The following is a 14,503-nucleotide window of genomic DNA, read 5'->3' as shown; positions in this document are numbered from 1 at the left end:
ATGCTGGCGCGGTGACCTACGACGTGTGGAAGATCCGCGAGCACTTCCCCGCCCTCGACGCCGCCCACTTCGACGGCCCCGGCGGCTCCCAGGTCCCCGACGTGGTCGGGGCGGCGGTGGCCGGCACGCTGTGCGCGGCGATCGCCAACCGCGGCGTCGTCACCGCGGCCGAGCGCCGGGCGAGCGCGGTGGTCGCCGACGCCCGGCAGGCGGTCGCGGACCTGCTTGCCGCCGACCCGGCGGGCGTGGTCTTCGGCCGCAGCATGACCCAGCTGACCTACGACTTCTCCCGCACGCTGGCCCGCACCTGGGGCCCGGACGACGAAGTCGTGGTCACCCGCCTCGACCACGACGCGAACATCCGCCCGTGGGTCCAGACGGGCGCCAAGGTGCGCTGGGCGGACTTCGACCCGGCGACGGGCGAACTCGCCCCGATCGGCCCGCTGCTGACCGAGCGGACTCGCCTCGTCGCGGTGACGGCGGCGTCGAACCTGCTGGGCACCCGCCCGGACATCCCGGCGATCGCGGCGGAAGTCCATGCCGCCGGCGCCCTGCTGTACGTGGACGGCGTGCACCTGACGCCCCACGCGTCGGTGTCGGTCGACGACCTCGGGGCGGACTTCTACGCGTGCTCGCCGTACAAGTTCCTCGGACCGCACCTCGGCGTGCTGGCGGCGGCACCGGCGTTGCTCGAGACGCTGCACCCGGACAAGCTCCTGCCCTCGACCGACGCGGTCCCGGAGCGGTTCGAGCTGGGCACGTTGCCGTACGAGCTCCTGGCGGGCACGACGGCGGCGATCGACTTCCTCGCCGACCTGGTGCCGGGCACGGGTTCCCGGCGCGCGCGGCTGCTGGCGTCGATGGCGGAGCTGGAGAAGCACGAGAACGCCCTGCTGGCCCGGCTGGACGGTGGTCTGGGTTCGCTGCCCGGAGTCACGCGTTACGGCGCGCCTGGGCGGCACCGGACGCCGACGGTGTTGTTTTCGGTGGAAGGCGTGCCCTCACAGGCGGTGTACGAGCACCTCGGGGCGGCGGGGGTGAACGCGCCGGCGGGGAGTTTCTACGCGATCGAGTGTTCGCGGCACCTGGGGCTGGGTGACACCGGGGCGGTACGGGCGGGGATCGCGCCGTACACGACCGAAGAAGACGTGGACCGGCTGCTGGCCGGGGTGGCGTCCCTCCCGCGCGCCTGAGCGCTGCCGCAGCTGTCGTGAGTGGCAAGGCGGGTTGGAACCCGCCTTACCACTCACGGCTTTCACGGGACCGGTGCGAATCCGGCCGGGCGCACCGTGAACGTGCCGCGGCCCTGCGTCCGGCTTCGGAGGCGGTTCGCGTAGCCGAACAGCTCGGCCACCGGGACCGTCGCCGTCACCACCGCCGAGCCCGGGCGCACCGCCGAGCCCGCCACCCGGCCGCGGCGGGCCGCGAGGTCGCCCAGCACCGTGCCGACCGCGTCGGGCGGCACCGTCACCACCACCTCCGCCACCGGCTCGAGCAGCCGCAGCTCCGATGCCCGCAGCGCTTCCCGCAGGCCGAGCCGGCCCGCCGTGCGGAAGGCCAGGTCCGACGAGTCCTTCGGGTGCGTTGCCCCGTCGGTCAGCGTCACGCGCAGGCCCGTCACCGGGTGGCCGCCCAGCGGTCCCTCCGCCAGGGCGTCCCGGCAGCCGGCCTCGACCGCGCGGACGTACTCGCGCGGCACCCGGCCGCCCACGACCGCCGACGCGAACTCGAACCCGTCGGCCGCCGGGGCGACGTCCAGCACCACGTGCGCGAACTGGCCCGCGCCGCCGTCCTGCTTGACGTGGCGGTAGACCAGCCCCGGCACGCCGCGGACCACCGTCTCGCGGTGCGCCACCGACGGGCGGCCCACCGCGACCTCCAGGCCGCGGTCGCGGCGCAGCTTCTCCACCGCCACCTCCAGGTGCAGTTCGCCCAGCCCGGACAGCACCGTCTGCCCGGTCTCCGGATCGACCCGCACGACGAGCGACGGGTCCTCCTCGGCCAGCCGGGCCAGTGCCGCCGTCAGCCGCTCGCCGTCGCCCGCGCGCCGCGGCTCGACCGCCACCGAGACCACCGGGTCCGCCGTCACCGGCGGCTCCAGCAGCACCGGGGCGCCCGGCGTGCAGAGCGTGGCGCCGACGCGCGCCGCCTTCGGCCCGGCCACCGCGACGATGTCACCGGCCACCGCACTGTCCACTTCGGACTGCCGGTCGGCCTGCACGCGCAGCACCCGCGCGACGCGTTCGGTGCGCCCCGCGTCCGTCACCTGGTCCCCCTTCCGCAGCGTTCCCGAGTACACCCGCAGGTAGGTCAGCCGTCCCGTGGCCGCCGAGACGACCTTGAACACGAGCGCGGCCAGCGGCGCGGCCGGGTCCGCGGGCCGGTCGGCGCGCACCGGCGGGACGTCCGCCGGTGACGGCAGGTAGGCCACGACGGCGTCGAGCAGCGGCTCGATCCCCCGGTCGCGGTAGGCCGCGCCGCACAGCACGACGAGCCCGGCGCCGCTGAGGGTCAGCTCCCGCAGCGCCTTCTCCAGCGTCTCCGCCGAAACCGTGCCGGTGGCGCAGAACTCGTCCAGCGCCACCGGGTGCAGTTCGGCGACGGCCTCTTCCAGCACCCGGCGCCGCCGGCGCGCCTCGGCGACCAGGTCGGCCGGCACGTCCCGCAGGCGCAGCAGGTCGACGACACCGGTGAAGCCGTCCTCGCGCCCGATCGGCAGCTGCACGACCAGCGGCGCCGGGTGCAGCCGCGCCCGGATGGAGGCGACGGCGGTGTCGAGGTCGGCGCCCGCGCGGTCGAGCTTGTTGACGAACGCGATGCGTGGCACGCCGTGCCGGTCGGCCTGCCCCCACACGGTTTCGCTCTGCGGCTCGACGCCCGCGACGGCGTCGAACACTGCGACGGCGCCGTCGAGCACCCGCAGCGACCGCTCGACCTCGTCGGTGAAGTCGACGTGGCCGGGGGTGTCGATGAGGGTGAGCCGGTGGCCGGCCCAGGTGCAGCTGACGGCCGCGGCGAAGATGGTGATGCCGCGGTCGCGTTCCTGCGGGTCGAAGTCGGTGACGGTGGTGCCGTCGTGCACCTCGCCGGTTTTGCGGGTGGCGCCGGTGCGGTGCAGGATCCGTTCGGTGACGGTGGTCTTGCCCGCGTCGACGTGGGCGAGGATGCCGAGGTTGCGGACGGTGGTCAGGGTGGTACGCACAGCCGTGTCCTTTGTGGACGAAGTGATCGGGACGGCGCGATTCCCCGCGACCGGCGTCTCAGGAACGCGTCACGGAGTCCGGTGCGAGCCGCGCGGCAGGCACCGAGGGCGCGAAGACACCAGGATCACCTCGGACCGCGACCGGGGAGCGACAGCGATGCGCACACGCACGGCCGGCTCCCTTCGTTCGACGCGGTGGACAGGTTCCGGCGCAGCCTAGCCACGCCCGGCGCCGCCGCCAACCGGTTTTCCCTTCACCGCCGTGCGGGAAGGGTCGACTCGCGTGATCCGGGAGTCGACCCGCGTGACCAGCGTGATCGAACCCGGATCTCGCGAGTTCCGGCTCCAGTCACGCGAGTTCCGGCTCCAGTCACGCGAGTTCCGGCTCCAGTCACGCGAGTCGGCTTCTTCCGCACGGGGTCAGGTGGCGGGTGGGGCCACCACGCGGAGCTGGAGCATGGCCGCGAACCGGGCCTCCGGGTCGGCCATGTCGAAGCCGCCGACTTCGGCGAGGCGGCGCAGGCGGTAGCGGAACGTGTTCGGGTGGACGTGGACCGCGGCGGAGGCCGCGATGACGTCGCCGAAGGCGTCCAGCCAGGCCCGCAGCGTCTCGACGAGGTGGGCGTGGTGCTGCTCGTCGTAGGCGAGCAGGCGCGCGACCGGGCCGGTCGGGCGGTCGCCGCGCGCGGCGACCAGGTCCTGCAGCTCCAGCAGCAGCGCCTCGACGTGCACGTCGGCCAGCAGCGCGACGCGGCGGCCGGCGCCGCTGCCCGAGCGCAGCACCCGCAACGCCCGGTCCGCGCTGTCGCGGGCTTCCGGCAGCTCGGCCGCGCTGCGCGCCACCGGGCCGATGCCGACCACCGCCCGGACCCGGTCGCCCACCCGGTCCAGGAAGTCCTTGGCGATCCGCAGGGCGCGCCGCTCGCCGTCGGCGTCGCGGATCACCGGGACCAGCCCGTACGCCGTGTCGCCGACGAGCGCGGCGGCGCAGCGCGGGTGCACCGCGCTCAGGTGCATCGCCAGGCCGTCGCTGAGCCGCTGCCGGTCGGCGGCGAGCTCGGCGTCGGCGGCGGCGCCCGGCCCCAGCACCGCCAAGGCCAGCACGACGACCGGCTGGTCGGCCAGACCGAGCCGGCTCAGCGCCTCGCGCGCGGCGGCCCCGCCTTCGAGGGCCGTGCTGAGCAGGTCGGCGCGCAGCCGCCGTTCGACGTCGGCGCCCGCGCGAACGCGCAGCAGGTGCAGCGCCACCAGCCGTGCCGCGTCGCAGAGCGCCTGCGTGCGGTCGGCGGTCAGCGGTTCGCGCACCGCCGCCCAGATCGAGCCGAGGATTTCGTCGCCCGCGCGGACCGCGACGGCCACCCGGAGCAGCTTCAGCCCGTCGAGGCCCGCGTCGAGCAGGTCGACGTAGACCGGCTGGTCGGTGCGGTAGAGCTCGCGGAACACCCCGCGGTCGGCCAGCGCGCGGGCGAACCGCTCGGGCACCTGGCGCCCGAGGATGGTCTCGACGCGTGAGGGGTCGGCTTCGTCCTGCCGGCCGGAGAAGGCCAGCACGCGCGAGCGCCGGTCCTCGACGGTGACCGGCGCGTCGATGAGCGCGGCGATGGCGTTGGCCACGGCGAACAGGTCGCCCGACGGCAGCCCGGCGAGGGTCTCGGGCTGGGCGTCGCCGACGTCGCCCTCGGCCAGCAGCGACCGCAGCATGGCGGCGAGCTGCGCCCAGGACGCACCCCGCGCCAGGCTCAGCAGGGCGACGCCGGTTTCCGCGACGGCGGCGGTGATCGCCGCGGTCACGGTGACCGGCGCGCGCAGCACGAGGCCGGCCGCGTCGTGGCGGGCCAGGGTCCGCAGCTGCCGCACGACCTCGTCGGGATCGGCGAGGCCGACGCCCAGCACCAGGGCGTGCTGCGGCAGCGCGGGCTCGTCCAGCGGGTCGTGGATGGCGACACCGCCGATGCCGCCGGGGCGGTCGCCGTCGCCGAGGAGCAGGTCCAGGAGGGTGCCGCCCAGGTCGTCGAGGACACGGCCGAGGCTGGCGTGCGGGCGCAGGTTCACGGAGACGAGCACCTCCTGAAGCTAGGCGCGACGCCGTCAGCCTAGTTCGTCGCCGCGGACGAAATCAGCATCCGGTTTGGTCGTGGGCGACCAACCTCCTTCCACCAGGGGATGATCCGGAAGGACGCGTCGCCGAGCCGCGGAAGTATCCGCTCCGCAGCTCCGGCTCGTGTTCGTGCCGGCTGTGCCGCCGGGTCTCCCGGACGTGGACGGGAACCGCGGCCTCCCACTTTCCGAGGTACTGCTCGGTGACGAGGACGACGCGGTCATGGCCGCCGGCGACGGGTGTGGGGGTCCGTCGAGTGCCGGCGGGCCGGCTCGGGGGGCGCAACGGGGTTGCGACGATTGCCGGGTGGGCGTTGCGACCAGGCAGCTGCAGTCCCGCCCGCCTGCGCCGCTACACCTGTGCGTAGCGGACCGCCAGCTCCATCGCCGAGGCCAGGTCGTTCACCCGGGGGAACCCGCGGTCGCCGAGGTGGTCCCACCCCGGGCCCGCCGTGCCGACCGGGCAGCCGAGGTCGCGGATGCGGGCCGCCAGGAGGTCGTCCGCCGTCGGGGGTGCTTTCGACCAGAGCAGGACCAGGACCGGGTCGAGGCGGGCGGCCAGGTCCGCCAGGGTCTCCGCCGGGACCAGCTGGCCCAGGTACGCGACCGGGACGCCGGATTCGGCCAGCGTGGCCCGCAGGGCCTCCATCGGCAGGGAGTGCCGCTCCGCCGGGCAGCACGCCAGCAGCACCGGGCGGCCCGGCACCGCCTCGGGGAAGCGGCGGCTGAACCGCTCGAACGCCAGGGAGATCTCCGTCGTCAACGCCCACTCCGATGCGAAGCACACGTCGCCGCGCTGCCAGCGGTCGCCGAGGCCGCGCAGGACCGGTGCCAGCACCTCCGTCCAGGCCGCGGCCGGGCCCAGCGTGCCCAGGGTTTCGTCCAGCAGGCCGGCGACCGAGGCGTAGCGGAGCTCGTCCACGGCGCCGGCGAGCTCGTCCACGCGGCGGGACGCCGGCACCTCGCGGCCGGTGGCCCCCGGTCCGCCGCCGAAGGCGGCCGCCGCGGCTTCCCGCACCGGCATCCCCCGCGCGACCAGGCGCTGCATGTGCTGCAGGCGGCGGACGTCGGCGTCGGAGTAGCGGCGGTGCCGTCCGGCGCCGGCGGGCGGGCCGATCCCGTACCGCGCGCTCCAGCTGCGCAGCGTCACCGGCGACACGCCGAGCAGCTCGGCCACCTTGCCGGGCGCCCAGGCTCCTGCGACGGACGGCGCGTCGACGTTCTCGGGTTCCACCGCATCCTTTCGCTCGCGGACGGCGGACGTCTGGAAGCTTAGCGACGCGGACGGCACCTCACCGGCGACACGGCGAAGAGGCGCAGGTGGCGAGGGGCCCGGCACCGGGCGAGCCGCTGGTGACGGAGGGGTGGCCGGCCCGGTGCCGACCAGCCGGAATCGTGGCGGCCCGGGTGCGGCCGCCACCGGAAAACGCGGCGAGCGGCGCCTCGAGCCGGCGCGCGCGAAGGCGGCCCACGCCGAGGCCGGGAAAGCGCCATCACCCGGACCCGGCGGCGGGGTCCGCGGCGGCGAGCAAAGGCTGGCAGCGGGGACCCGGCGACGAGGAGGCAGCGGCGGCGAGCAAAGGCTGGCAGCGGGGACCCGGCGACGAGGAGGCAGCGCCAGGACAAAGGCCGGCAGCGGGAAGGCGGCCAAGGCAAAGGCCGGCGGCCGGAAGCCGGCGGCGGGGACGCGGCGGCGGGGCGAAGGCCGGCCGCGTCCCCCTCGGCGCCGCCCGGCGCCGGTGATCCGGCCCGCGTCGGCCGGATCCGGCCGGTCGCCCGGTGTGGCGTTCGGGACGGCCGGCTACGTCGTGCCCTTCCACGCTATACCTCCACGCAACGGTTGTGCATCGGCTTCCCTCGGATGCCGCAGCGTTCCGGCCCAGGCGGGGAGTGATCTCACGCCGGGGTGGGTATCACCTGCTAGGCGCCCGAGTGAGGGAGGGACCCGATGACCGACCACCGCACCGCGCCCCGATTCGACACCACGACCGCCGCCGGGATCGTCACCGTGCACTGCGCCGGTGAGCTCGACCTCGGCTGCGCCCGCCGGCTCCGCGAAGTCCTGCTGACGCCGATCCACGACGGCGCGCGCGGCGTCGTCGCGGACCTCACCGAGACGACCTTCTGCGACTCGACCGTCTTCAGCGTGCTGGCCGAGGCTTTCCACGCCGCGGCCGCGCGCGGTGTCCCCTACGCCATCGCGGCCGGGGAGGTCGCGGTCACCCGGCCGCTGCAGCTCCTCGGCCTGGATCGGGTGCTGCCCCTGCACCCGCGGCTCGACGCCGCCCACGCGGCCGTGGGCCCGGCTGCCTGCTCCGGTTCGAGGACGGCGGCACCCGCTCAGCCGTGACTCGCCGTACTGCGAACCCACGCCGCACATGCCACGATCGGGTGAAGTCCCGCACGACGAGGTAGGCAGGTTGCTGGCGGTAACAACGAACGCGGAACGGACGAGCGCGCGGGGCCAGTGGCTGCCCGCTGCGTTCGGCGCGGTGCTCGGCGCCGCGGTCTTCTTCCTGGTCCGGACCAGTCTCACCGACGACGGCTACATCACCCTGGCCTACGCCAGGAACCTTGCCGTCCACGGCGAATGGGGCATCATCCCCGGTTCGCCAGCCAACTCGGCGACCTCGCCCCTGAACGTCCTGCTTCTCGCCGCCCTGACCCTGGTGACGCGCGTCGCGGGCGACCCGCACCCGGTCGTGGCGCTCGGCGTCCTCACCGTCCTGTGCGGCGCCGGGCTCGGCTGGCTGTGGCAACGCGCCGGCCGCGTGCTCGCGCTGCCGCCCGCGGCCGGGGTGCTCGGCGTCGCCCTGGTGCTGCTGAACCCGTTCGTGCTGTCCGCGGTCGGGCTCGAAGTGCTGCTGATCCCGGTCGTGCTGCTGGCCCTCACCGTCTGCGCGCTCGAAGGCCGGGCGGCCTGGTTCGGCGTCGCGGGCGGCCTCGCCGTCCTCACCCGGCTCGACCTGGTCGTGTTCGTCGTGGTGATCGGGGTGAGCACGCCCGCGCTCCGGCGCCGGTGGCGGGCCGCCGCCGGGCTGACCGCGCTCACCGCCGCGCCGTGGTTCCTGGTGAGCTGGCTCGCCTTCGGCTCGTTCGTGCCCGACACGCTCGTGATCAAGCAGCTGCAGGCCGGCGTGTTCGCGCCGTGGAGCTACAGCACCGGGCCGATGATGTACTACCTCGGCTGGCCGGTCACCGTGCTGGTGTCGTTCTTGCCCGCCGTCGTCGGTGTGGTCGCGCTCGCCGCCTGGGCCGCGGCGCGGTTCGCCGTGCGGTGGCCGGAGTTCCCCGCGCTCGGCCCGGTCGCCGCGCTGGCCGGCGGCGGCATCCTGCACTACGTCGCCTACTCGTTCCTCGGCGTCGGCCCGTTCCACTGGTACTACGTGGCTCCGGTGACCGCGGCGAGCACGTTCGCCGTCGCCGCCTTCGGCACCTGGTACGCCCAGGCGCGCGAGCGGACGGGGTGGCGGACCGGGCCGCCGGTGCTGGCCCTGGGGCTCACCGGGGTGCTGGCCCTGAGCGCCGCCGCGGTCGACGCCGCGCAGGGGCTGCCGTGGCCGTCGCCGGTGGTCTTCGGGAACTGGGCGAGCGCCCGCGACTACGCCCGGGTCGGGACGGAACTCGGCGCCCGGCTGCACGGCGCGAGCGTCGCCAGCCCCGGCGAGATCGGCACTCTCGCCTACTACTGCGAGTGCGCGATCATCGACGAGTTCTCCGACCGCGGCCACGCCGTGGAGCTGATCGAGAAGCGGATCCAGCTGGCCAACCCGCTGATGAGCCTGGCGCTGCGGGTCAACTACCACTGGCTGGACACCTCGCTCGCGCCACGGCGGCCGGACTACCGGCTGCAGTACGGCTCGGGCCCGGCGACCGGACCGGACAGCTGGCCGGTCCGGTCCGCGGCGAAGGGCGACGGCCACTTCACCCTCACCCCCGGGCCGTGATCACGGGGCCGTGACGGAAAACTCGCCGAAATCCCCTGGACGCCAGACTGCGCCGCGGCCGGGAAAGGCCATAGGGTTCGCATCATGAAGGTCGGCCTGCTCACCCGCGAATACCCGCCGGAAGTCTACGGCGGCGCCGGGGTCCACGTTGAGTTCCTCGCCCGGGAGTTGCGGCCGCTGGTCGACCTCGACGTGCACTGCTGGGGCGCGGACCGCGCCGACGCCACCGGGCACACCGATCCGCACGGCTACCGCCAGCCCGCGTTCACGACCATGGACATCGCCGTGTCCATGGCGAACGCCCTCGAAGGCCACGACCTCGCGCACAGCCACACCTGGTACGCGAACCTGGCCGGGCACCTCGCGAAGATGACGCACGGGATCCCGCACGTCGTCACCGCGCACTCGCTGGAGCCGCTGCGGCCGTGGAAGGCCGAGCAGCTCGGCGGCGGTTACCGCGTCTCGTCCTGGATCGAACGCGAAGCCTACGAAGCCGCCGACGCGATCGTCGCGGTCAGCGGCGGCATGCGCCGGGACGTCCTCGCCGCTTACCCCTCGGTGCCGCCCGAGCGCGTGCACGTGATCCACAACGGCATCGACACCACGCTCTACCGGCCCGACCCGCGCACCGACGCGCTGGCCAAGCACGGCATCGACCCGGACCGGCCGTACGTGCTGTTCGTCGGCCGGATCACCCGGCAGAAGGGCGTCCCGCACCTCGTCCGCGCCGGCGCCTCGCTCGACCCCGGCGTCCAGCTCGTGCTGTGCGCGGGCGGCGCCGACACCCCGGAGCTCGACGCGGAGTTCCGCGGCCTGGTCGCCGAGCTGGAGAAGACCCGCACCGGCGTCCGCTGGATCCCGGAGATGCTGCCCCGCGACGAGGTCGTGCAGCTGCTGACGCACGCCGCGGTGTTCGCCTGCCCGTCGGTCTACGAGCCGCTCGGCATCGTGAACCTGGAGGCGATGGCGTGCGGCACCCCGGTGGTGGCCAGCGACGTCGGCGGCATCCCGGAGGTCGTCGACGACGGCCGGACCGGGCTGCTCGTGCATTACGACGAAGGGGACGCGGGAGCGTTCGAGGCGGGCCTGGCCGATGCGCTGAACGAAGTGGTCGACGCCGGGGACCGGGCCGCCGCGATGGGCACCGCCGGCCGCGAGCGCGCGGTCGGCGAGTTCGGCTGGAAGGCGATCGCCGAGCGGACGGTCGCCCTCTACGAGGCGTGCGGGAGGTCGCTGTGAACAGCGAATGCCATGTCCTGGGCATCGTGCTCGCGGGCGGGGAGGGCAAGCGCCTGATGCCGCTGACGGCGGACCGGGCGAAACCGGCGGTGCCCTTCGGCGGCACGCACCGGTTGATCGACTTCGTGCTGTCGAACCTGGTGCACGGCGGGATCCGCCGGCTGTGCGTGCTGACGCAGTACAAGTCGCACTCGCTCGACCGGCACATCTCGACGACCTGGCGGCTCTCGGCGCTGACCGGCGAGTACGTCACGCCGGTGCCGGCGCAGCAGCGGCTGGGCCCGCGCTGGTACCAGGGCAGTGCCGACGCCATCCACCAGAGCCTCAACCTCGTGCACGACGAGAACCCCGAGTACATCGCGGTGTTCGGCGCGGACAACATCTACCGGATGGACCCGCGGCAGATGCTCGAGGCGCACATCTCCTCCGGCGCGGGCGTCACCGTCGCCGGCATCCGCGTGCCGCGGAAGGAAGCGAGCTCGTTCGGGGTCATCCGGACCACCGACGGGCTGCTGATCGACGCCTTCATGGAGAAGCCCGCCGACCCGCCGGGGCTGCCGGACTCCCCCGAAGAGGCGTACGTGTCCATGGGCAACTACATCTTCACCACGAAGGTGATGCTGGAAGCGCTCTACGCCGACGCGGAAAACGCCGCCTCGCACCACGACATGGGCCGCGACATCATCCCGGCGCTGGTCAAGTCGGGCGAAGCCGCCGTCTACGACTTCAACACCAACGTCGTGCCCGGCGAGACCGAACGCGACCACGGCTACTGGCGCGACGTCGGGACGATCGACAGCTACTACGAGGCGCACACCGACCTCATCTCGACGCACCCGATCTTCAACCTCTACAACCGGCGGTGGCCGATCCTCGCCCACCCCGGCCAGCGGGCGGCGGCGAAGTTCGTCGAGGGCGGCTCGGCGAACCAGTCGATCGTCAGCAACGGCTGCATCATCTCCGGGGCGCAGGTCGTCGACTCGGTCCTCTCCCCCGACGTCATCGTCGAACAGGGCGCGGTGGTGCAGGGCTCGGTGCTGCTCGACGGCGCCCGCGTCGGCCGCGGCGCGGTGGTGCGGCGGGCGATCCTGGACAAGAACGTCGTGGTGCCGCCGGGTGCGCACATCGGGGTCGACCTGGCCCGCGACCGCGGGCACTACCACGTCAGCGAGGGCGGCATCGTCGTGCTGGGCAAGGGGGAACGGGCGATCTGAGCCGGGCGCTCCGGCTCAGGAGCGGGCGGCCGCCGAGATCCGTTCGACGACCTGGCGCGGGTCGATCCCCCACCGCTCGGCGAGCTCGGAGATCGACGCGCCCGCCGCGTACTCGGCGGCGATCATGCTGTTCACGACGCCGGCCAAAGCTCACTCCTCAAGCGCGGGTGCCCGTGCACCCGGGATGCTACATGTTCGCTGCGGACGTCGAACGAAGTGCCGCACATCGGCGGGCCGTGTCCGCTCACCGCCCGGTTTCCTCCGGTTCCGCGGCCGGTTCCGGCGTATTCGCCTGGGCCCGCGTCGCGCTGAACACGGCGTCGAAGATCGGCGTCGGCTCACCGTCGTCGCGCTTCGGCCGTTCGTCCCCCGGGGTGCGCTTTTCCTCTCCCACGCGCCCAGTTTCTGGGACGGCCGCCGATTTCGCTGACGCCGGCACGGAAAATCGCCCGCCCGGGGGATCATCCCCGCGCGTCGATTTCCCTTTCCGGCCGCGGCCGGAAAAGCCATTTACCGAGGCCCCATTCCCGGCACGCCGGGAATAACCCGGCCACGCCCGGGATTGCACCCGGCATGAAAGCAGTCGTCTACCGCCGCCACGGCGGTCCCGAGGTCCTGTCGCCGACCGAACGCCCGGCCGCCGACCCCGGGCCCGGCGAGGTCCGCGTCCGGATCGTGGTGTCCGCGGTCAACCCCACCGACTGGAAAGCGCGCAGCGGGCTGCGCGCCGAGCCCGGGGCCGAGGTCCCGGAAACCGTGCCCAACCAGGACGGCGCGGGCGTGGTCGACGCGGTCGGCCCGGACGTCACCGGCTTCGCCCCCGGCGACCGCGTGTGGACGGTCATCGCCGGCGCGTACGGGCCGCTGTCCGGCACCGCGCAGGAGTACACGGTGCTCCCGGCGGCGAAGCTCGTCCGGCTGCCCGACGGCGCCGGGTTCGACGAGGGAGCCGGGTTCGGCGTCCCGGCCCTGACCGCGCACCGGGCGCTCACCGTCGCCGAAGACGGGCCGTCGCGCCTGTCCCCCGGCGCGCTCGACGGCCGCACGGTGCTGGTCAGCGGCGGCGCGGGCGCGGTCGGCAACGCGGCGATCCAGCTGGCCCGCTGGGCCGGGGCGACGGTGGTCGCGACGGTCAGCAGCGACGAGAAGGCCGCCCTCGCCCGCGCCGCGGGCGCCCAGCACGTGCTGCGGTACCCCGACCCGGAACTCGCCGCGCGCGTCCGCGAGGTCGCGCCCGAGGGCGTCGACGTGGTGGTCGAAGTCGCGGCGGGGGTCAACGCGAAGCTGCACACGGAGGTGCTGCGCCCGCGCGGCACGGTCGCGGCCTACGGCGACGACCGGGGCACCGGCACCATCGCGCTGGACTTCGGGCCGGCGCTGTGGCTGAACGTGCGCTACCAGTTCCTGGTGCTCTACACGGTGGGCGAGGACAAGCTGCGCGCCGGCACCGAGGACATCACCGCGGCCTTCGCCGACGGCGCGCTGCGGCTCGACGAGGACCACGGCGTACCGGTCCACCGGTTCCCGCTTTCCGAGACGGCGAAAGCGCATGCCGCATCGGAAGACGGCGTCACCGGAAAGGTGCTGATCGACGTCACGGCCGCCGGCTGATGTTCCGTGGGAGCCGCATTTCCGGGACTCGATGTCCGTGATTGTGGCTTCACGGACCGGAAACCGGGGCCGGGACGGGGAGGCCGATTTCGTCCCGCAGGACGCGGCCCGCGGGCAAATGGCGGGCCGCGTCCCGGCGTCGGCCGCCGGTCAGCTTTCGATGCCGAGGCCGCGCCGCAGCGCGTCGAGTTCGTCGGCGAACATGCGGCGCGAGACCGCCGCCGTCTCGACCAGCGAGGACCCGTGGAAGGTGCCCGGGTACAGGCGCAGGTCGACCGGCACACCGGCGTGGGCCAGCCGCTGCGCGTAGTCGATGCCTTCGTCGCGCAGCGGGTCGAACTGGCACGTCGTCACGAACGCCGGCGGCAGCCCGGCTAGATCGGTGGCGCGGGACGGCGCGGCGTAGGGCGAGACGTCGGCGCCGCCCGGTTCCGCGCCGAGGTAGCTCGTCCAGCTGAAGATCGCGTTCGGCCGGTTCCAGACCGGCGTGTCGGTGTAGGCGCGCATCGACGGCGTGGCGAGCCGGTCGTCCAGTTCCGGGATGCCGAGGTACTGGAAGGACAGCTCCGGGCCGCCGCGGTCGCGGGCCAGCAGGGCGACCGCGGCCGCGAGCCCGCCGCCGGCGCTCTCGCCGGCCACGCCGAGCCGGGCCGGGTCGATGCCCAGCTCGCCGGCCTTGGCGGCGACCCAGGCCAGGGCGGCGTAGCAGTCCTCGACCGGAGCCGGGAACGGGTGTTCGGGCGCCAGGCGGTAGTCCACCGAAACGATCACGATCCCGAGCTCGTCGACCAGGCGCAGCAGGTGGGCGTCGAAGGTGTCCAGGTCGCCCATGACGAAGCCGCCGCCGTGGATGTAGAGCAGGCCGGGCGCCGCCGCGGTGCGGTTCGCCGGCGCGTAGACGCGCACCGGGACGTCGGGGGCGTCGGACGGCCCGGGCACGGCGGTGTCGCGGACGTCGAGGGGCTGCGCCGGTTCGCAGGCCGGCAGCACTTCGGCGAGCTGGGCCATCGAGGAACGTGCGGACAGCAGGGCCTCGTGGTCGGTGAGGGTCACGGCCGGGAGCATGTCCAGCCACGGCAGCAGCTCGGGATCGATCGCGTAGGTCATGGTCCGATCATCGGCCGCCGGGCGTGACCCCGGCCACCGCCACCCGGCGGGCGTTGCCGCGCCGATCCTCGCCATCCGGCGGCGGG

General features: G+C 74.4%; 12 protein-coding genes. 6 read left to right on the top strand and 6 right to left on the bottom strand.

The genetic code is table 11. From position 1 onward, the window contains the following. The first annotated feature begins 11 nt into the window (after positions 1 to 11). Complete coding sequence (locus C2L59_RS36900; RefSeq protein ID WP_103354191.1) at positions 12 to 1,193, top strand: cysteine desulfurase-like protein; 1,182 nt, start codon at positions 12 to 14, stop codon at positions 1,191 to 1,193. 62 nt (positions 1,194 to 1,255) lie between these two features. Here C2L59_RS36900 and fusA read toward each other — a convergent pair whose 3' ends face one another. From fusA to C2L59_RS36885, 3 genes are all read right to left on the bottom strand, one after another. Beyond that, positions 1,256 to 3,202 carry an elongation factor G gene (gene fusA / locus C2L59_RS36895; protein ID WP_103354190.1) on the bottom strand — a complete coding sequence of 649 codons (1,947 nt, stop codon included), beginning with the start codon at positions 3,200 to 3,202 and terminating at the stop codon, positions 1,256 to 1,258. A gap of 420 nt (positions 3,203 to 3,622) precedes the next feature. After that, the gene (locus tag C2L59_RS36890; protein ID WP_233223881.1) at positions 3,623 to 5,266 is read right to left on the bottom strand and encodes a CdaR family transcriptional regulator; all 1,644 of its coding nucleotides are present in this window, start codon (positions 5,264 to 5,266) and stop codon (positions 3,623 to 3,625) included. Between the two features lie 385 nt (positions 5,267 to 5,651). Further along, the gene (locus C2L59_RS36885) at positions 5,652 to 6,533 is read right to left on the bottom strand and encodes a MerR family transcriptional regulator (RefSeq protein WP_103354189.1); all 882 of its coding nucleotides are present in this window, start codon (positions 6,531 to 6,533) and stop codon (positions 5,652 to 5,654) included. Positions 6,534 to 7,247: 714 nt separating this feature from the next. Between C2L59_RS36885 and C2L59_RS36880 the strand changes: the two genes are divergently transcribed. The 4 genes from C2L59_RS36880 to glgC all read left to right on the top strand — a co-directional run bounded on the left by C2L59_RS36880 (position 7,248) and on the right by glgC (position 11,699). Continuing rightward, positions 7,248 to 7,649 (top strand): STAS domain-containing protein, encoded by a 402-nt coding sequence (locus C2L59_RS36880; RefSeq protein ID WP_103354188.1) that lies wholly within the window; start codon positions 7,248 to 7,250, stop codon positions 7,647 to 7,649. Between the two features lie 70 nt (positions 7,650 to 7,719). After that, entirely contained in the window at positions 7,720 to 9,246 is a 1,527-nt protein-coding gene (locus C2L59_RS36875) for a hypothetical protein (RefSeq protein WP_233223880.1), read from the top strand. Positions 9,247 to 9,330: 84 nt separating this feature from the next. Continuing rightward, positions 9,331 to 10,485, top strand: a complete 1,155-nt coding sequence (glgA, locus tag C2L59_RS36870; RefSeq protein ID WP_103354187.1) for a glycogen synthase — start codon at positions 9,331 to 9,333, stop codon at positions 10,483 to 10,485. Beyond that, positions 10,482 to 11,699 (top strand): glucose-1-phosphate adenylyltransferase, encoded by a 1,218-nt coding sequence (gene glgC, locus C2L59_RS36865; RefSeq protein ID WP_103354186.1) that lies wholly within the window; start codon positions 10,482 to 10,484, stop codon positions 11,697 to 11,699. Before glgA ends, glgC begins: the two co-directional genes overlap by 4 nt. Before the next feature lie 15 nt (positions 11,700 to 11,714). Here glgC and C2L59_RS49955 read toward each other — a convergent pair whose 3' ends face one another. After that, positions 11,715 to 11,846, bottom strand: a complete 132-nt coding sequence (locus C2L59_RS49955) for a hypothetical protein (RefSeq protein WP_020647431.1) — start codon at positions 11,844 to 11,846, stop codon at positions 11,715 to 11,717. Between the two features lie 97 nt (positions 11,847 to 11,943). Continuing rightward, positions 11,944 to 12,093: a hypothetical protein gene (locus C2L59_RS48330; RefSeq protein WP_199199442.1), complete on the bottom strand. Its 150-nt coding sequence runs from the start codon at positions 12,091 to 12,093 to the stop codon at positions 11,944 to 11,946. Positions 12,094 to 12,272: 179 nt separating this feature from the next. On the opposite strand from C2L59_RS48330, the gene C2L59_RS36860 reads away from it, so the two are divergent. Beyond that, entirely contained in the window at positions 12,273 to 13,310 is a 1,038-nt protein-coding gene (locus C2L59_RS36860; protein WP_103354185.1) for an NADPH:quinone reductase, read from the top strand. Positions 13,311 to 13,460: 150 nt separating this feature from the next. On the opposite strand, the gene C2L59_RS36855 is transcribed toward C2L59_RS36860, so the two are convergent. After that, on the bottom strand, positions 13,461 to 14,417 hold the full coding sequence (locus C2L59_RS36855; protein ID WP_103354184.1) for an alpha/beta hydrolase: 957 nt from the start codon (positions 14,415 to 14,417) through the stop codon (positions 13,461 to 13,463). Between the last annotated feature and the right edge of the window lie 86 nt (positions 14,418 to 14,503).

The sequence above is a fragment of the Amycolatopsis sp. CA-128772 genome (assembly GCF_002904295.1).
Classification (GTDB): domain Bacteria; phylum Actinomycetota; class Actinomycetes; order Mycobacteriales; family Pseudonocardiaceae; genus Amycolatopsis.
This window is presented reverse-complemented; position numbering and strand designations above follow the sequence as displayed.